20 protein-coding genes are annotated in these 18,060 nt (G+C 61.0%); 3 read left to right on the plus strand and 17 right to left on the minus strand.

Annotated elements, in window-relative coordinates; genetic code table 11:
* Positions 1–16 precede the first annotated feature (16 nt).
* The 15 genes from ACRRSD_RS17535 to ACRRSD_RS17605 are packed head-to-tail and all read right to left on the minus strand — an operon-like array spanning position 17 to position 13,984.
* Entirely contained in the window at positions 17–742 is a 726-nt protein-coding gene (locus tag ACRRSD_RS17535) for a class I SAM-dependent methyltransferase (RefSeq protein WP_435034430.1), read from the minus strand.
* The gene (locus ACRRSD_RS17540) at positions 739–1,986 is read right to left on the minus strand and encodes an NAD(P)/FAD-dependent oxidoreductase (protein WP_435034431.1); all 1,248 of its coding nucleotides are present in this window, start codon (positions 1,984–1,986) and stop codon (positions 739–741) included. The genes ACRRSD_RS17535 and ACRRSD_RS17540 overlap by 4 nt, the downstream gene beginning before the upstream one ends.
* Positions 1,973–3,136, minus strand: coding sequence for a sodium:proton antiporter (locus ACRRSD_RS17545; RefSeq protein ID WP_435034432.1), 1,164 nt, complete (start codon positions 3,134–3,136; stop codon positions 1,973–1,975). The genes ACRRSD_RS17540 and ACRRSD_RS17545 overlap by 14 nt, the downstream gene beginning before the upstream one ends.
* A complete protein-coding gene (locus ACRRSD_RS17550) occupies positions 3,133–5,472 on the minus strand; it encodes an MMPL family transporter (RefSeq protein ID WP_435034433.1) in 2,340 nt (779 codons plus the stop codon). Before ACRRSD_RS17550 ends, ACRRSD_RS17545 begins: the two co-directional genes overlap by 4 nt.
* Positions 5,456–6,058, minus strand: a complete 603-nt coding sequence (locus ACRRSD_RS17555; protein ID WP_435034434.1) for an outer membrane lipoprotein carrier protein LolA — start codon at positions 6,056–6,058, stop codon at positions 5,456–5,458. Before ACRRSD_RS17555 ends, ACRRSD_RS17550 begins: the two co-directional genes overlap by 17 nt.
* Positions 6,055–6,480 carry an acyl-CoA thioesterase gene (locus ACRRSD_RS17560; protein ID WP_007909482.1) on the minus strand — a complete coding sequence of 142 codons (426 nt, stop codon included), beginning with the start codon at positions 6,478–6,480 and terminating at the stop codon, positions 6,055–6,057. The genes ACRRSD_RS17555 and ACRRSD_RS17560 overlap by 4 nt, the downstream gene beginning before the upstream one ends.
* Positions 6,473–8,017 carry an HAL/PAL/TAL family ammonia-lyase gene (locus ACRRSD_RS17565; protein WP_435034435.1) on the minus strand — a complete coding sequence of 515 codons (1,545 nt, stop codon included), beginning with the start codon at positions 8,015–8,017 and terminating at the stop codon, positions 6,473–6,475. Before ACRRSD_RS17565 ends, ACRRSD_RS17560 begins: the two co-directional genes overlap by 8 nt.
* A complete protein-coding gene (locus ACRRSD_RS17570; RefSeq protein WP_435034436.1) occupies positions 7,998–8,945 on the minus strand; it encodes a glycosyl transferase in 948 nt (315 codons plus the stop codon). The genes ACRRSD_RS17565 and ACRRSD_RS17570 overlap by 20 nt, the downstream gene beginning before the upstream one ends.
* Positions 8,942–9,676, minus strand: a complete 735-nt coding sequence (locus ACRRSD_RS17575; RefSeq protein ID WP_435034437.1) for a glycosyltransferase family 2 protein — start codon at positions 9,674–9,676, stop codon at positions 8,942–8,944. Before ACRRSD_RS17575 ends, ACRRSD_RS17570 begins: the two co-directional genes overlap by 4 nt.
* Before the next feature lie 59 nt (positions 9,677–9,735).
* On the minus strand, positions 9,736–11,415 hold the full coding sequence (locus ACRRSD_RS17580) for an AMP-binding protein (protein WP_435034438.1): 1,680 nt from the start codon (positions 11,413–11,415) through the stop codon (positions 9,736–9,738).
* Positions 11,412–11,957, minus strand: a complete 546-nt coding sequence (locus tag ACRRSD_RS17585; RefSeq protein WP_435034439.1) for a hypothetical protein — start codon at positions 11,955–11,957, stop codon at positions 11,412–11,414. Before ACRRSD_RS17585 ends, ACRRSD_RS17580 begins: the two co-directional genes overlap by 4 nt.
* On the minus strand, positions 11,954–12,208 hold the full coding sequence (locus tag ACRRSD_RS17590; protein ID WP_435034440.1) for an acyl carrier protein: 255 nt from the start codon (positions 12,206–12,208) through the stop codon (positions 11,954–11,956). The genes ACRRSD_RS17585 and ACRRSD_RS17590 overlap by 4 nt, the downstream gene beginning before the upstream one ends.
* Before the next feature lie 9 nt (positions 12,209–12,217).
* Positions 12,218–12,493, minus strand: coding sequence for a phosphopantetheine-binding protein (locus tag ACRRSD_RS17595; RefSeq protein ID WP_435034441.1), 276 nt, complete (start codon positions 12,491–12,493; stop codon positions 12,218–12,220).
* A complete protein-coding gene (locus ACRRSD_RS17600) occupies positions 12,471–13,283 on the minus strand; it encodes a lysophospholipid acyltransferase family protein (protein WP_435034442.1) in 813 nt (270 codons plus the stop codon). The genes ACRRSD_RS17595 and ACRRSD_RS17600 overlap by 23 nt, the downstream gene beginning before the upstream one ends.
* Positions 13,259–13,984: a beta-ketoacyl synthase chain length factor gene (locus ACRRSD_RS17605; protein WP_435034443.1), complete on the minus strand. Its 726-nt coding sequence runs from the start codon at positions 13,982–13,984 to the stop codon at positions 13,259–13,261. Before ACRRSD_RS17605 ends, ACRRSD_RS17600 begins: the two co-directional genes overlap by 25 nt.
* 356 nt (positions 13,985–14,340) lie before the next feature.
* Between ACRRSD_RS17605 and ACRRSD_RS17610 the strand changes: the two genes are divergently transcribed.
* A complete protein-coding gene (locus ACRRSD_RS17610) occupies positions 14,341–15,111 on the plus strand; it encodes a ParA family protein (protein WP_034152927.1) in 771 nt (256 codons plus the stop codon).
* Positions 15,112–15,242: 131 nt separating this feature from the next.
* Here the strand turns inward: ACRRSD_RS17610 and trxC are convergent, their stop codons facing one another.
* The gene (gene trxC / locus ACRRSD_RS17615; protein ID WP_435034444.1) at positions 15,243–15,677 is read right to left on the minus strand and encodes a thioredoxin TrxC; all 435 of its coding nucleotides are present in this window, start codon (positions 15,675–15,677) and stop codon (positions 15,243–15,245) included.
* 236 nt (positions 15,678–15,913) lie between these two features.
* On the opposite strand from trxC, the gene ACRRSD_RS17620 reads away from it, so the two are divergent.
* Complete coding sequence (locus ACRRSD_RS17620) at positions 15,914–16,183, plus strand: AbrB/MazE/SpoVT family DNA-binding domain-containing protein (RefSeq protein ID WP_008077592.1); 270 nt, start codon at positions 15,914–15,916, stop codon at positions 16,181–16,183.
* Entirely contained in the window at positions 16,183–16,545 is a 363-nt protein-coding gene (locus ACRRSD_RS17625) for a type II toxin-antitoxin system PemK/MazF family toxin (RefSeq protein WP_077570482.1), read from the plus strand. Before ACRRSD_RS17620 ends, ACRRSD_RS17625 begins: the two co-directional genes overlap by 1 nt.
* A gap of 6 nt (positions 16,546–16,551) precedes the next feature.
* On the opposite strand, the gene selO is transcribed toward ACRRSD_RS17625, so the two are convergent.
* Complete coding sequence (gene selO, locus ACRRSD_RS17630; RefSeq protein ID WP_435034445.1) at positions 16,552–18,015, minus strand: protein adenylyltransferase SelO; 1,464 nt, start codon at positions 18,013–18,015, stop codon at positions 16,552–16,554.
* Positions 18,016–18,060: the final 45 nt, after the last annotated feature.

Below are 18,060 nucleotides of genomic sequence, written 5' to 3' on the forward strand. Positions count from 1 at the left end.
CAGGTTATGTGTCGCATCAACGATCACCTTCAAGCGGTTTACGCGCGACAACGTTCACCAACGTCTCTTCGCGCTCACCAAATGGCTTCGGCTTACGCAAGCCAAACCGCTCCAGCAAACCGAAATCCTTCGACCGGCTCCACCACAGATACGGGTAGGAAACATTGCGTTCGCCAAACTCGAAACCCTGCTCGCGAATCATCTGCAGATACTGCGCCGCACTCTTCTGCACCTGCATCGGATGACGGAACAGCCAGCGGATCACCCACGTATCAATGTAAGCCTCGGTGGATTCGGCGAACAGCAGATAGCCGCCCGGTTTCAACACGCGATAGAACTCGGCCAGGGCTTTTTCCTGTTCGACCAGATGATGAAAAGTCTGATGGCAGAACAACAGATCAACGCTGGCGTCCGGCACCTTGAGCGTTGCGCAGTCGCTGCCGATCAGCTCTACATCGAGGCCTAGGCGCGCTGCTTCTTCAGCGCTCAACCCCAGGCTGTGCGGATCGGCGTCAACACCGATCAAACGCTGTGGCGCGAAGGTCTGGCGCAGATGACCGAACGACTTGCCCTGTCCGCAACCGGCGTCCAGCAACACCGGGTTTGGCGGCAGCGCTTCACTGAACAAACCGCGCAAATCATTGATCGCCACCCGCAATACATGGTGCTGCCAGGTGTGGCTGCGCAGGAACCAGAAACCGAAGCGGGTTTCCTCGACGTAGCTGTCGCTCAAGTAATTCATGTGGCGTCCTTTGCACAGAGTTCGGAAATCATCTTCAAGCGGCGACGCGCTTCGCTGACAAACGGGTTGCGTTCGTCCCATGCATAACCGGCGAGGATCGAGCAGATCATCCGACGGATTTCCGCCTGGCTGTCTTCATAGAAAATCACGTCCTGAAAGGTGCCGGCGTACCAGCCCTCGACGTAGCAGCGGAAAGTGTCGACGCCGCGCTTGAGTGGCTCGGCGAACTCGCTTTGCCAGTCGACCGTTTCACCCTGCAACTGACGATGCAGCACGGCCGCGGCCATGCTCGCCGAGCGCATGGCGATGGTCACGCCGGAGGAGAACACCGGGTCGAGAAATTCCGCCGCGTTGCCGAGCAGTGCGAAGCCCGGCCCGTGCAACGTTTTCACATTGGCCGCGTAGCCGCCGAGGGTGCGTGCCGGGGTGTCCCACACAGCGTTGTTCAGCACGCCGGCAAGGCTCGGCGATTCGGCGATAAAGCTGCGCAGGCAGGCATCCAGATCGCTGTCGCGATCCTTGAAATGTTCTTCAGCGGCGACCACGCCGACCGAGCAACGACCATTGCTGAACGGGATCGTCCAGAACCAGACATCGCGATGTTCCGGATGCGTGGTGACGAGAATTTTTTCGCGGTCGAACGCCGGGTTGTCGATGTGATCTTCGACGTGGGTGAACACTGCCTGACGCACCGGGAAATTCGACGGTGCTTCCAGGTCCAGCAGCCGCGACAACACGCGACCGTAACCGCTGGCATCGAGGACGAAATCCGCTTCGACGCGATACTCGCTGCCGTCCTCGCGACGCACATCCAGCTGCGGTTTCGTCCGCTCGAAATCGACGCTGACGATGGCATCGCCATAGCGGATTTCCGCGCCTTGCAGCGCTGCTTGATCGGCCAGCAGTTTGTCGAAGTCGGCGCGTTGCACCTGAAACGTGGTCGGCTTGCCACCGGTAAAGGTATCGCCGAAATCAAAGGCACTGTAACGCTCGCCCCAGGCGAATGCGGCGCCGGTCTTGCGCTGGAAGCCAGCGGCATTGACGGCGTCGAGCATGCCGGCCTCTTCGACGAAGTCCAGGCAATGGCTGAGCAGGCTTTCACCGATCGAAAAGCGCGGAAAGTGCTGGCGCTCGATCACCAGCACATCGTGGCCCTTACGCTTGAGCAAGGCCGCAGCGATAGCGCCGGACGGGCCGGCGCCGATGATCACGACCTGACGGGATTCCATTTCAACGATTGGCACGTGAGCTCCGGGGCAGAGGATGTTGCAGATTCAAAGGTGCGCGATGCAGGCCGATCAGGGCCGGTAGCAGCGTCGCGATCAGTCCCATCAGCATCAGCGCGAAGTACAGCGCCGGGGTGATGAGTTGTTGTTGCAAGAGCAGATTGAGAAAGACGATTTCGCTGAGGCCACGAATATTCAGCAGCACACTTTCGCGCCAGCGGCTGGCGCCTTCGAACGAAGCGCCGGCCCAGCCGAGACCGAGCCAGTTGCCGAGCAGTTTACTGGCAATCGGCAACAGCAGCAGCGCCGCCCATTGCAGCGGTCCAAGGCTGGAGAGGGCGCTGTGCACGTCGATTTGCACGATGCCGAACGTGAGGATCAGCGGAATCGCCAGCCACGTTTGCAAGCGGCTCATCCAGCGCGCCGGCAACGGTAGCACCAGTGGCACTTTCAGCGCGGCCATGCACTGCAGATAACCGATGCCGAAGATCAGCGCGTTGAGTTTGTAATGCTCGGCCATCACCAGCAACGCGAAAAAACCGAGGCTGTAGGTCAGTGGTCGGCGTACGCCGATGACGCGCAACAACAGCGGCACACAGGCGAGGCCCAGCGGCAGCAACAGACTGCTCAGGTGCAGACTGCCTTGGGCGAGCCCGAACAATGTCCAGCAGGTCAGGTCAATGAGGATCGCGGTCTGCACTAGTCGGCGCGTGGCGGCGGGCGGGTAATCGATATGGCGCAGGTACAGGTACAGCACCGGGATTGCGGTAATCGCGAACACCAGACCGATGGCCAGCGAGTTGAGCCACGGTTGCGTCGGCAGTAGCCAATACGCAGCGGCAAGACCACAGGCGAACGGCACGAGGAAACTCGGCACGGCGATTTTCACGCTCTGGCGATCGAGTTTCAGATCGATCACATCACTGAGGATATGCCCGAGCAGCAGGGCAAAGCTCAGGCTGTAGAGGTTTTTCAGCCAGTCCGGCGCGATCAGTTCGGCGCCGCTGAGCTGCCAGCCCGGCTCGATCCAGAAGTACATCAGCAGCGGCAAACCGAAGCTCGCCAGCAACAACTGGCTGACGATCGGGATCAGGCCGAAGTGGCGCCCAATGCGAGTAGCCACGGCGAACAACGCCAGCGCCAGTAGCCAGAAGCCGACGACCATCACGCTGCCGGCTCCGCAACGGCGGCGGTATGTTCGTGACGTCCGGCCCACGGTGCGAGCATGAAGCTAAAGGCCAGACCGAGGCTCACCGACAGACCGAAATTGCTCACCGCCGGTGTGCTGGAAACCGCCAGCAAACCAAACGACAACCACGTCGTCACAGCGGCCAGCAAGGTGCCGAGCAGGCTCACCGCCGCACCACCGACTTGCTCACGCATAAGAATCGCGTAGTCGACGCTGATCGCCGTCACCAGCAGCAGGCCGAACAGGCTGAACAGGGTCAACGGCTGGCCGAGCCAGCCAAGGCTGGCCAGACTGCACAGCGCAGCGAGCAGCGGCAGGGCGACAATGCGCAGCGCGCCGCCGAGACCGAACGGCAGCATCAGCACCAGCACGATCAACACGCAGGAGGCGAGTTTCAGTTCAGCAGCGCTGATTTGCGTCGCCGCAAACACTTCATTCAATTCACCGAGACGATCGACCAGTGTCACCCCCGGCAAATCCCGCGCCTGCACCCGCAACAGCGCTGGGTTGTTCAAACCTTGCAGGCTGGTCATCGCCGCCACGCCGTCTTCGCTCGGGCCGAGCCACAGCGTGCGATACGGCTCGCCGAGCGGGCCGGCCAGTGCCGCGTCGATGTCTTCAGCGGGCACGGTTTGCAGCTGCTGCAGTTCGCTTTGCAGCGCCGCGAGCGGCACGCCGAGGTCGAGCAGTGGCTGCCAGTATTGCGGCAGTTTGTTCAGTGCCTGGCGTACCTGCTCCTGCTGGTTCGGCGGGCTGACCAATTGGTCGAGGGCCAGATAACCTTGCAGTTTGTCGAGGTTGACCAGTTGCTCCAGACGCTCGCTCAGCGCGGCCTGACGCTCAAGTAATTGCTGCTGATTGTCGGCGCGCACGAGGAAAAACTGGCTGGTCGGCTGATAGCCGGTGATGCGCGCGATGGTCTGCGCTTCGTCGGTCAGCTGTTGCGGTGCGCCGACCCATTGGCGGATGTCATTCTTGCTTTGCAGCTGCACCAGACCGCCCACACAAAACGCGATCAGCAGCGCTAACAGCACCGGTGTGCGCACGCGTTCGAGGAGCTTTTCGCGCAGATTGACCATGCGCTCGGCCAGATGCAGCGGCCATTGCGCGGGCCGCAACTCGACATTTTTCAGCAATGCCGGCAACAGACAAACGGCCGACAGATACGCGCCGAGCAGGCCGGCGGCGGAGAACACCGCGATTTGCGTCAGCGCCGGGAACGGCGTCCACGCCAGCGCCAGGTAACCGATGGCACTGGTGATCAGGCTCAGGGTCAGCCCGGAAAGCGTCAAACGCAACGCCGGCCAACTGCGCCACGGCTTCAGGCTCCAGCTCTTCGACAAATAGTGCAGCGGGTAATCCACGGCCACGCCGATCAGGCTGGAACCGAGCACCAATGTCATCACATGCATATGGCCGAACAGCGCGACACAAGCCACCGCCCCGAACAACATGCCGACCAGCACTGGCACGAACGCCAGTAGCACGCGCCAGCGACGGAAAGCGAGCAACAGCAGCAACAGAATACCGATCGTGGCACCGCCGCCGACCCAGGTCATTTCGCGTGTGGCTTGCTGCTGGCCGTTGGCCGCGTACAGCAAACCGCTGGCGGCCAGCAATTGCACGTCGGATTTAGCCGCCTGCTCACGACTGGCTTCCAGCAGTGCGGCGACTTGCAGCGGCAGGTTCATATCGAAAGCGTTGCCGGTGGTGCGTGCGCGCACCAGCACCCAGCTCTTGCCGTCGGCGTCGGCAATTAATGCGCCGCTGCCGATGTCCAGTTGCACCGAACCGTGCTGCGGCTGGCTGTTCTGAATGCGCCCGGTCAAGCCCAGCCAGTCATCCTGACTCGGCACCAGACTGAAACCGCTGAACGGGTCGAACAGGGCTTGTACGCGTTGCTGAATGAATGCGTCGGGGTGTTCGATCAGCAGTTGCCGATCATCCGCCGAGAGCATCGCCAATCGTCCTTGCAGCAATTGCGTGCGCAGGGCGGGGAGATCCGCTTGCAGGTTCCACTGCACTTTTTCGAACAGACCGCTGGCCTGCCATTGCTCGCCCAGCGTCTGCGCCATCGCCACTGCTTGCTGACGATCGGCATGGCCGACCAGCACCAGCATTTCGCGGTTGAGCGGCTCCTGCATACGCTGCTCGGCGCGCAGTTCAAGGGCGTCAGGATTGGTGCCCGGCACCAGCTCCATCAAGTTTGCCGACAGCGGCGCACCGTCGCGCCATTGCCAACCGGCCAGTGCGACGACCGCCAGCAGCAGGATCAGAAACAGCCAGGGCAGCCTGCGTTCACTCGGCAAAGTCATGTTGCTCCGTGTCACTCAACGGTTGCCCGGCGGTGCTGTCCTGCATGCGCAACACGGTGCTGTCGCCTTGGGTTTCCAGCAGCTCGATGGTCTGCACCAGCGCGCCGCCGTCGATGTTGATCTGGTTGAACACTTGCTTGAGCAGCAGCGAGCGTGGGGTCAGGGTCAGCTTCCACTGCTGCGCATCACCGCTCAGCGCCAGTTCGAAGTCACGTTGCAGGCCGCTGCTGTCGCCTTGCAATACGGCGAGGAACAAGCGGTTCTGCTCGGCACCGGCACTCTTGTTCGGCAGCAACTGCCAGCCATTGCCGTCACGCCGGGCGATGCCTTTGGCTGTGATGCGGTAGTCCTGTTGCAGCGGGGTTTTCAGCAGCCAGAGCAGGCCGTGATTTTTCGCCAGGACGAAGTTGCCCTTGCTGATCAGCGGCTGCGGCAGGTCGCGCAGGTGTTTTTCCTGAATGAACTGGCCGTGGATCACGTCCGGTTTCGCCAGTTGCTCGCTGAGCTGTTGCAGATCGAAGGCGTTGGCCAGCGCTGACAGCGTCAGCAGCGCCAATACGCTCAGGCTTTTAACCAAAACATTCATCGCAGCATCCTTTCCACGGCATCGGTGAAGACTTTCGGCGAAGCCAGCTGCATCTCGCGACTGCTGACTTCGACGGCGACTTGCACCGAGCTGGCACGGGTCAGGCGTTCGCCGCTGTGCAGGTCGGTGATCAGGTAATTGATCTTCAGACGGTTTTCCCACTCGACCAGGCTGGCGCGCACATTCAGACGCTGACCGAATACCGCGCCACGCACATAGCGCAGTTGCAGATCGATGATCGGCCAGGCGTAGCCGGACTCGACCATCTGCGTGTAGTTGTGGCCGATCTTGTCCAGCAGCGCGCAACGCGCCACTTCGAGGTATTTGACGTAATGGCCATGCCAGACGACGTGCATGGTATCGACGTCGAAAAACGGCACGAGGATTTCCGTGTCAGCGTGAAGCACTCCGGCGCTACGCATGCAGCCTCCAGTGTCGCGTGGCGATGCGTTGCAGGCACAGGCGCAATTCGCCTTCCAGTGCGCGATCCTCGATGACCGGCGGGAAATCCTTGGCCAATTCTTCGTGCATCGCCGCCAGCGACGGCGGCAGCGGTCGCGCATCTTCGGCTTGAGCACGCAGCCACACGCCCTGGTTGGCGGCGAGCAATGTCGCGGCGGCGACCTGTTCGGTTAGTTCCAGCACACGGATTGCATCGCGGGCGGCGATGGTGCCCATGCTCACTTTGTCTTGGTTGTGGCACTCGGTGGAGCGCGAGAACACGCTGGCCGGCATGGTGTTTTTCAGCGCTTCTGCGGTCCAGGCGCTGGTGCCGATCTGCACGGCTTTGAAACCGTGGTTGATCATGGCGCGATCCGCCGGAGCACCGGAGAGGTTGCTCGGCAAACCGTGGTTGTAACGTTCGTCGACCAACAAGGCGAGCTGCCGATCCAGCAGGTCAGCGACGTTGGCCACGAGGTTTTTCAGGCTGTCCATGGCGAACGCGATGTGGCCACCATAGAAGTGCCCGCCGTGCAAAACGCGCTCGGCTTCGGCGTCGATGATCGGGTTGTCGTTGGCGCTGTTCAGTTCGGTTTCGATGAACGAGCGCAGCCAGTTCAGGCTGTCGGCCAACACCCCGAGCACGTGCGGGGCGCAACGCAGCGAATAGCGATCCTGCAGGCGATGTAGCGGCGCGGTCGGTGCGTCGATCGCCAGATCCTTGCGCAGCCACGCGGCGACCTGCATTTGCCCGGGATGCGGTTTGGCGGCGAACAGGCGCTCGTCGAAGTGCTCCGGATTGCCTTGCAGCGCGACCACGTTGAGCGCGGTGATGCGCGTGGCCAGTTGCAGCAGATAGTCGGCACGGGCGAAGGCGAGGCAGGCGAGGCCGGTCATCACCGCGGTGCCGTTCATCAGCGCCAGCGCTTCTTTCGGGCGCAGCACCAGCGGCGTCCAGCCGAGTTCGCGATGCACATCGGCGGACTGGCGACGTTCACCTCGGAACATTACTTCGCGCTCGCCGGAGAGTGTCGCGGCGACGTAGGACAGCGGTGTCAGATCGCCGCTGGCGCCGACCGAGCCTTCTTCGGGAATCAGCGGCAGAATGTCGTATTCGAGGAAGGCGTGCAGACGCTCCAGCAACTCGACGCGCACGCCGGAGACGCCGTGGCACAGCGACTGCAAGCGCGCCGACAGCACTGCACGGGTGGCTTGCGCGTCGAGCAGTTTGCCCAGCCCGCAACCGTGGAAGGTATAGAGGTGACGCGGCAACGCTTCAACGTGATGCAACGGCACCGCGACCACGCAGGAATCGCCGTAACCGGTGGTGACGCCGTAGATCACGCCTTCCTTGTCCAGCAGCGAATCAAGGAACCGCGCGCCTTTGGCGATGCGCTCGCGGTAGTCGGCGTCGCTCTGCAACTGCACGGGCGCCTGACGATTGGCCAGGGCCAGCACGTCTTCGATGCGCAATGGGCGTTCGCCGAAGGTTACCGGCTCATGGGTTGGCGTCGTCATCGGTCTTCCAGAAAGGGTAAAAGTTGAACCATTGTTGCGGCGCTTCGAGGCAATAGTGACTCAGGCGCTGCGCATAGCGGGTGGCCCACTGATGAATGACCTGCTCGCGCTCACTGCGCTTCCATACCACGGCGTCGGCGAAGGGCTCGAGGGTCAGGCGATAGTGACCGTCCGGCTGCTTGAGGCACATCAGCAGATTGACCGGGCATTTCAGCAGGCCGGCGAGCAGCCACGGGCCTTGCGGGAATGGCGCCGGATGGCCGAGAAAATCGACGGTGACGCTACGCCCGCCATGCAGCGGCACGCGGTCGCCGGCAATCGCCAGCCACTCGCCGCGTTCCAGGCGTTCGTGCAGTTGCAGCATGATCACCGGGTCCAGTTCGCTGACCTGAATCAGGCGCAGATTGGTCGCCCCTGCTTCACCCAGCAAACGGTTGAATTGTTCGGCGTGCTTGGTGTGCACCAGCACGTTCATGGTGACCTTTTCGCCGATCTCCGCCAGTGCGCGGCAGACTTCGAGATTGCCCAGATGTGCACCGACCAGCAGTTGCCCGCGACTGCCGCGCAATTGATTGCGCAACAGTGCCGGGTCGATGATTTCGATCTGTTCGATGCGCAGCTTGCCGTTCCACACGTCGAGCTTGTCGAGCATCGAATCGGCAAACGCCATGAACTGGCCGAACACGCGCCAATGGGTGGGACGCAATTCCTCGCGCTGACTCCACGCGGCCAGGCGCTGCTGGTATTGCCAGGCACTGCGCCGAGCGGTGCGGCCGAACAGGAAAAAGTACAGGACGATGCCGTACAACAACGGGCTGAGCAGGCGTCGGCCGAGGACCTTGGCGGCGAATGCGGTGAATTTCATCAACAGAAAGCTGCCGCGCTCTTCGCGGTCAGCCCAGTGCTTTTTGTCGGTCTCGCTGGTCATGCTCGAAACCGCCGCCAGAGGATCACCGGGAAGCGCAGCAACATGCCGAGAAACAGCCGTGTATGCATGCTGGAAATCAGCGCGTTGTCGTGGAACAGACGGAAGTGCGAGACACCGTCCAGCGGGTAGTGCACGCTGGTCTGCAGCCAGCGCATCGGCTGATTGCGCCACGACAGGCGCACAAGAATGTCCGAGTCGAAATCCATGCGCTTGCCGACTTTCGCCGTATCGATCACCGCCAGCGTCGGCGCCAGCGGATAGACACGAAAGCCGCACATCGAATCGCGGATCTGCAACGACAGCGTGTTGATCCAGACCATCACGTGGGTCAGGTAGCGTGCGTACAAACGGCCTTTCGGCACGCTCTCGTCGAACAGCGGATAACCGCAGATCATCGCTTCGGGATGGGCGCGGGATTCCTCGACGAAACGCGCCACGTCGTGCAAGTCGTGCTGACCGTCGGCATCGACCTGCAGCGCATGGCTGAAACCCAGTAACGAGGCCTCTCGCAGGCCGGTCATCACGGCCCCACCCTTGCCCTGATTGGCGGTCAGGCGCACCAGGTGCACGTTGTCGCGTTCCGCCAAACCGTCGAGCACCTTGGCGCAGGACTGGGTGCTGGCGTCATCCACCAGAATGCACGGCAGATTTTGCGCGAGCAGAGCATCGACCACGGTGCCGATGGCAGTTTCGTGGTTGTAAACGGGGATCACGGCACAGGGATTATGCATACCGGCGATCCCTGTAGGAGTGAGCCTGCTCGCGATTGAGTGCGCAGCACTCACCAAGGTCAATCATGCTCTACACCCAGAAGAATCCGCCCACTGGAGCACGTCGCCGTGTCATTGCGATAAGCGAAATACAATTTGCGGCGCTCAGGATCAAACCGCAGGTGCAACTGGATTTCATCGCCGGGGCGCACCAGTTGCTGGAATTTCAGGACTTCCATGCCGGCAAATGCGCCAGTCAGGTTAAGCAATTGGCGACTGAGGCTCAGCGCCCATTCAACCTGCACCACGCCGGGCAATACCGGGGCTTTCGGGAAGTGACCACTGAAATAAGCCAGATCCGGCGGCACGCTCAACTGCAGACTCCATTCACCTTCAGTTTCAAGCTGCTCGAGCACTTCCGGCGCTTTCGGTCGCGGGGCGATCAGCAGCGCTTCGATATCTGTCTGCGGCAGCTTGCCTTGGCTGTTCAACGGCAATTGCCGCACCAGCCGCCAGCGTCGGGGCAGGGCCAGCGCTTCGCAGTGTTGGCGCAAATGCTGGCGCAGGGTTTCGGTCAGGTTGCGACGGCCGTGTTCACGCAAGGCAAACAAGCCTGCCTCGCTGAGCACCAGCAGTGCACCGAGGGAGGCGCGGTTTTCCTGGACCACGCCCAGACGTGCTTCGGCGACCCAATCATGGGTCACCAGCGCTTGTTCGAGCATGGGCAGAGAGATGCGTTTTTCTTCCAGTTTGACGATCCGGTCCAGCCGTCCGAGCAGTTCGAAGCGTCCATCGGCGGCGATGCGCGCGGCATCAGCGGTGTGCTCAACATGCCCGGCAGGCAGGTAAGGTGAAACGATCAGCAGGGCGCCTTCGCTGTCCTGGCTCAATTCAACGCCGGCAAACGGTTGCCACAGTTGTTCGCCCTGACGCCAGGCGATACCACCGGTTTCCGAGCTGCCGAGGATTTCCGTCGGCCATTGCTGCAAGCGTTGTTGCAGACTCTGCGCCGCTTCGAGCGGTAACGCGCCGCCGGAGGAAAACACCCGGCGCACGGCGCTCAGGGCAGGCCAGTCAAGGTTGTCGCCCATGCGTTTGAGCAGTGCCGGGCTGGCTATCCAGGCGAAGGCGGGATGTTCGCGGCTGGCACGCTGCAAGTCTTCTGGAAAGGCCAGTTGCCTGCGCACGAACGAGCGTCCGGCGCACAGCGGCCACAGCACGCGAAACAGCAAACCGTAGATATGTTGCGTGGCGACGCTGCCGATGATGCAGGCCTCACCGAGATCCGCGCCCCACAGTTGCTCCAGCGCTTGGACTTCATTGGCCAGCTGGCGCAGGGTCTTGTCGATGCGCTTGGGTTCGCCGCTGGAGCCGGATGTGCACAGGCTCAGACGGCATTGGTCGAGATTCAGTTCGGCGCCGGGTAACGGCGGATGTTTAAAGTCGCTCAGTTGCGCGTCATCGGCCTGATCCGTCAGCCAGAGGTCGACTTCGCCCGACCAGCGCTGGCGGGTTTGTGCTTGCAGATCCGAGGGCAGCAGAACACTCACGCCGGCACGCCATGCACCCAATAGAGCGACGGCCAGTTCGGCGGCATCTTCCAGATGCACAGCCAGGCGTTTCACGCCTTGCGCTTGCAGCCCGGCGGCAACGCTCAGGGCCTGTTCGCACAGTTGCGTGTGTTCGAGGGCCGGTGCGTGGCTGATTGCCCGCGCCGACACAGGCTTGAGCAACAGCTGCTCAAGTTTTATCCAGTTCATGTACGGCCTCTTACCCGTTGTCGTATCAGCCATTCAATGGCAAACATCAGGCCGATCAATCCGTAGGAAATCAGGCCGGTGTACAACATCCACCAATTCAGCGGCGCCCACAGGGTCAGGAGGGCGGCGCACAAACCGTTGCAGAAGAAAAACACGCTCCAGGCCACCGTGACCTTGCGCGTATAGCGAATCGCGATGTCCGGCAGTTCTGGCTCACGCAAGCGCGCCAGTCGCTCGACCATCGGCGGCCCGAATTTCAGGCTCAGGCTGAACAGCACCAGCATGAAGCCGCTGATCAGCACCGGGTACCAGCGCAGCAACAACGGGCTGTCGAACAGCGCCAGCAGCAGGCAGAACACAATGGCCACGCCAGCCATCCACAGGCTGCCGGGTTTACGTTCACCGGTCAGCGCTCGCGCCAGCCACAGGCTGCCCAGCAGCAGACCGAACTGCCACGGGGCAAAATGCTCCATGCCGAAATACACCGCGAAGGGATACAGCAGACCGGCCAGCAGCAGGCCGAGGCCGATCATTCGGCTCATGCGGCCGGTTGAACCAGGCGGTAGACCGCCTCGACCACGTCACCGACCGTGCGCACCGATTTGAATTCTTCGGCGGCGATTTTCTTGCCGGTCTGGCGTTTGATGTGATCGATCAGATCGACCGCATCGATGCTGTCGATTTCCAGATCCTGATAGAGGTTGGATTCCAGGCTCACACGGGCCGGATCCAGTTCGAACAGCTCGACCAAGGCAGCGCGCAGGGTGTTGAAAATATCGTCACGAGTTTGCATGGTCCGGTCTCAAGCTGCCTGTTTTGCCGTGACGAACGCCGCAAGGCTCGCCACGTTGGTGAAATGGTTACGGGTGTCTTTGGCGTCGGCGTCGATCTTGATGCCGTATTTCTTCTGGATGGCCAGACCCAGTTCCAGCGCGTCGACGGAATCCAGGCCCAGGCCTTCGCCAAACAGTGTCTGCTCGTCACCGATGTCGTCGACATCGATGTCTTCGAGGCCGAGGGCGTCGATGATCAGCAGTTTGATGTCACGCACCAGGCTAGCGGTGTTCAGTTCGCTCATCTTCGGCGAGCTCCTTAATGAAGTAGGTGTGCAAATAATCGTTGAGCTTGCGCGAAGCCTGCGGTGCGGGGCCCTGCGCGGCGAAGGCTTGTGGGTCTATATCGGCCCCGACGCAAAAACTGAAGTGCACGCGGCGGCTGGGTATCCGATACCAGGGTTCGGCTTTGGTCAGAGTAGTCGGGCTGACCTTGATGATCACCGGCGTGAGAATTTTCGCACCGCGCAGGGCAATCGCCGCGGCGCCCCGATGAAAGGCCGGCGCCTGACCCGGTTGGGTGCGCGTGCCTTCGGGAAAGATGATCAGGGTCTGGCCGTTTTGCAGAGATTGCGCGGCGGCATCGAGCATGTCCATGCTGCCGTCATTGCTGATGTATTCGGTGCGGCGCAACGGGCCACGGGTGAAGGGGTTTTCCCACAGGCTTTTCTTCACCACGCAATTGGCCTGGCGCACCAGACCGATGAGGAACACCACATCGATCAATGAAGGGTGGTTGGCGATGATCATCTGCCCCGGCCGACCCAGACGTTCGGCGCCCTGAATGTCATAGGTCAGCACGCCGCTGCGAGCCATGAACCGCACGAAGAACCAGAACAGCCGACTGACGGTCTGCCGCGCGCGTTGGCGATGCGCAACGGCGTCACCGGGCAGGCAACCCAGCAGAGGAAATACCAGCACCCGCAGGCATAGCCCACCCAACCCGAACAGGACGAAGCTTGCGGCGGTGGCCAGCAGTCGCCAGTAATAGGCATCGCGTTTTTTTTCGGTCACGGGTTGCGTTGCCAGGTCCATACACGATTTTTCCAGGCATGTTGGCAATGGGGTTGCTGGCCGAGCAGGGTTCGCAGCAGATCGAGCGCGTGAGGCCAGTGCGCTTTTGACCGTGTTTCCGTGGTGCTGTTCAGGGTCAGCCGCCAGTCGGTACCGGGGGTCAGCAAAAGACCGAGTGCGTAGGGAAACGGCACATCGTCGATCCACGCTGAATACGCTTCGGGTGGTTGTTCTTCGGTAATGATCAACAGCACCGCCGGAGCGCCTTCATCGAGCAGGGCCGCGGCTTCGAGCATGCCATGCTCAAGGCCGTCGCCGGCAGCGGCGAGGGCGGTCATTTCGCTGGTTTCGCCACGCATGATCGACCACAGGCCGATGATCGCGTTGTGCACCGACAGGCTGAACTGCGTCGGTGACAGCGGCGATTCGTTGGCCAGATCGCTGAGGATCTCGTAAGTGCGTGGGGTTTCGCCGTGACGCGAAACAAACACCAGCGGCAGATTGTCCCGTCCGTCGGCCAGGGGCCAGCCCACGCTGAACGCCATGCGCGCCAGTCGGCTGAGGCGGCGGCGCTGCATGGCCGGCAAAAACGACACATCGGGCGCGGCATCACTGCTCTGGAGCACGACCGGTTGTCGGCTCCAGGCCTGCCAGGCGTCCACGCTGTCGAGGCCAGGGGCCCACGCGCGCCATTGGGCGATGTTGAAGTTGATCACGGACATTCATCCCGCCCCTGCGGGCTTTCGTTGACGCGTTGAGTGGCCAAAGCCGCAGCAGACTTGACGTGGCGCTTGGCGCCGGGTGGCGCGCATTATCCCGGTGCGACGAGTGTGTAGCAAATGCTGGTTACATTTTGTGCAATGAAATGTACCGAGTGGTTCGCAAGGAAACTGTCACTTGGCCATTATCCAGATCGTGAGCGGCTTGTCTGTCGGGAATCTCGGCGATCAATGGCGGCGATTGCGCTATCTGTCCGCAGATATTTGCACCTGACTTTGTAGTCCGTGTCCGTGAAGGTAGCGAAGCGAGGTCGAGCGCATCTACACTCGGTCATTCTTTGATACACGGAGGTTTGGTCATGCGGCGCGTGGTGTTCAATCAGAAAGGTGGCGTAGGCAAGTCCAGCATTGCCTGCAATCTGGCGGCGGTCAGCGCCAGTGAGGGTTATCGCACGCTGTTGGTGGACCTCGATGCCCAGGCCAATTCCACTCAGTATCTGACCGGGCTCACCGGCGACGACATCCCGATGGGTATTGCCGACTTCTTCAAGCAGACGCTGTCCTCGGGGCCTTTCTCGAAAAAGAACCAGGCAGACATTTACGAAACCCCGTTCGACAACCTCCACATCATCACCGCCACCGCCGAGCTGGCCGACTTGCAGCCCAAGCTTGAGGCCAAGCACAAGATCAACAAGCTGCGTAAGTTGCTTGATGAGTTGTCCGAGGACTACGACCGGATCTATCTGGATACGCCGCCAGCGCTGAATTTCTATGCGGTCTCGGCGCTGATTGCCGCTGATCGCGTGCTGATTCCTTTTGATTGCGACAGCTTCTCCCGTCAGGCCCTGTACGGCCTGATTGCCGAAATCGAAGAGTTGAAGGACGACCACAACGAAGGCCTGGAAGTAGAAGGCATTGTGGTCAACCAGTTCCAGGCCCGGGCGAGCCTGCCACAGCAGATCCTCGATGAGCTGATTGCCGAAGGTTTGCCGGTACTGCCGGTGTACCTGACCAGTTCAGTTCGCATGCGCGAATCGCACCAAGCCAGCATGCCGCTGATCCACCTCGATCCCCGGCACAAGCTGACCCAGCAGTTCGTCGAGCTGCACAACTTGCTTGAAGATCACTGATCTCTTGAGCTATCCATGAACACCTGTGGGAGCGAGCTTGCTCGCGAATGCGTCAGTTCAGTCGACATCTTCGTTAGCTGATCCACCGCTTTCGCGAGCAAGCTCGCTCCCACAGGGGGGATTGGGGTGTGTCAGATCCCCTGGCTACGCAGCCACGCCATCAACTGCGGCAACGGCAACGCACCACTCTGCCGTGCCACTTCCTTGCCGTTCTTGAACAGAATCAGACTCGGAATCGAGCGAATTCCCAACTGCGCCGACAACTGCTGATTGGCCTCGCTATCAAGCTTGGCCAAGCGGCATTTGCCCGCCAACTGCGCCGCCGCTTGCTCGAACACCGGCGCAAACGACTTGCACGGCCCACACCACTCCGCCCAGACATCCACCAGCAACGGCAAATCACCCTTGATCTGGCTGGCGTAATCGCCTTGCTTGAGTTCGAACGGTTTGCTCAGCAACACGGCGGATTTGCAGCGCCCGCACTTGGGCTGGTCCGCGAGGCGCTCGGCGGGGATGCGGTTGAGGCCGTTGCAGGAGGGGCAGGGGATGAGGAGTGGGGTGGTCATGATTGGTTCTCTGGTAGGCAGTCTATAGAACTGATTTGGAGTCGATCTGCCAACTTATCAATGTCGCAACTGCTCACATTTTTCTCAAAACCGTTCCGGGATCGATGGCTAGTCTGAAGACCAATTCGGCGTTTTACGCTTGTCGTGAGGAGATCGCTTTGTCTTTATCTGCGTGCTACTTTTGTTGCACTAATCCAGGAATCGATGATTCCTATGCATCAAATCGGAGCGACATAATGTCCGTAACTTCCAAGATACGCCGCCAAGGCGGCGCTGCCGTCATTACGATTCCGCCCACGCTTTTAAAATTGTTGCATCTGGAGGTTGGCGCACAGCTAGAGCTGAATGTGGTCGATGGCGAACTGATTGCTCGTCCAGCCGTAGCCGCTACGCGTAAGCGTTATAGCTTGTCAGAGCTACTCGAAGGCGCAGAAGAACTGCAGAAACTTAACGCCCAGACTAGCGAGACTCTTGAAGGTGATTCTGTCGGCCGGGAGCTGGGTTGATGGTGCGCCGACAGCCCCCTCAGCGGGGTGACGTTTACTGGATTGATCCAAACCCGGTTGCGGGGCGGGAGATGATGAACAGACATCGCTTTGTGGTGATTACGCCCAGAGAGATCAACGCATTGGGCGTGAGCATGACGGTGCCTGTTACTAGCGGTGGGAATTTCAGCCGGAATTTGGGTTTGGCGGTGGCCATTACTGGCCACGAAACCAATGGTGTAGCGGTGTGTAATCAGGTTCGCAGTTTTGACATCGAACAACGGGTACGAGACGGCACGGCCAAATTCATCGAGCGACTGGATGACGTGACAATGTCTGACATTGTCGACCGTGTAATCAGTGCAATCGATCCGCTAAGCTGAAACGCCTCAGGAAGAACAACTGATCTCCAAATGCTTGCCCCACTCCGGCGGCCGCTCGGCATAAGCCTCCATTCCCGACTGCTGCTCAAACGGTTTGCTCAATACCGCATGCAGTCGGCGTACCTCCGAGTAATCCCCTTGCTCTGCCGCATCGATAGCCTTTTGCGCCAGGTAATTGCGCAGGATGTACAGCGGATTGACTGCATGCATGCGGGTGCGGCGCTGTTCCTGATCAGCAGCACCATCGCGGGCAACCCGGGCGACGTAGCGTTCGCCCCAAGCGTCGAAACCCTTGATGTCGACGAAGTCATCACGCAACCGGGCCACGGCCTGTTCGGCGGATTCTTCACCGAGACGGCGGAAGAACAGCGTGTAATCAACGCCGCTGTTCTGCATCAGTTGCAGCAGGTCTTCCAGCAGCTTCTGGTCGTCGTCCTCGGCCGTGGTGAAACCCAAGCGCCGGCGCATCAGGTCGAGGTAGTGCGCCTGGAACAGTGGCAAATACAAGCCGAGGGTTTCGCGCAGGGCTTCGACGCTGATGAACGGCGTCAAAGCCTGGGCCAGCGCGCTGAGGTTCCACTGGCCAACCGGCACCTGATTGCTGAACGAGTAGCGCCCCTGATCATCGGAATGGTTACAGATGAAGTTGGCGTCGAAATCATCGAGAAAAGCGAACGGGCCGAAGTCGAAGGTGATGCCGAGGATCGACATGTTGTCGGTGTTCATCACGCCGTGACAGAAGCCATAGGCCTGCCACTTGGCGATCAACTCGGCGTTGCGCTCGACGATCTCGCGGAACATCGCCAGATACGGTTCCGGTTGCTCCAGGCATTCGGGGAAATGCATCGCCAGCACGTGCTCGCCGAGCTGTTTTTGCTGCTCGGGGCGCTTGGTGTAATAGAAGTATTCGAAGTGGCCGAAGCGGATGTGGCTCGGCGCCAGACGCAGCACCATCGCTGCGCGTTCCTGCTTTTCACGCCAGACCGGGGTGTCGGAGCCGATCACACAAGCCGCGCGTGACGAAGGAATGTTCAACGCGTACAACGCTTCGGAAGCAAGGAATTCGCGGATCGACGAACGCAGCACCGCACGGCCATCACCCATACGCGAAAACGGCGTCTGCCCGGCGCCCTTGAGGTGCAAGTCCCAATGCTCGCCGGCAGTGTTGTAGACCTCGCCGAGCAGCAAGCCCCGACCGTCACCAAGTTGCGGCGTGTAGCCGCCGAACTGATGCCCGGAATAGACCATCGCCCGCGGTTCGGCATCGGCCCACAGCTTGTGGCCGCCGAACAGTTCGGCAAATTCCTGGGTTTCAGCGGTGGCCGGGTCGAGATCCAGCAAGGCCAGCGCCGCCGGACTCGCTACGACCAGACGCGGATTGTCGATCGGCTCGGGCAGCACGTGGGCGGAGAACGCATCGCCCAAGCGGGCGAAGCGATTGTCGAAGGTCAGTTCGTCGAGGGCTTTCAAGGGCCGGCTCCAGCAGAATGTCCGAGCATTCTGCTGGGATTAGAC

Source organism: Pseudomonas neuropathica (assembly GCF_051174785.1).
Lineage (GTDB): Bacteria > Pseudomonadota > Gammaproteobacteria > Pseudomonadales > Pseudomonadaceae > Aquipseudomonas > Aquipseudomonas neuropathica_A.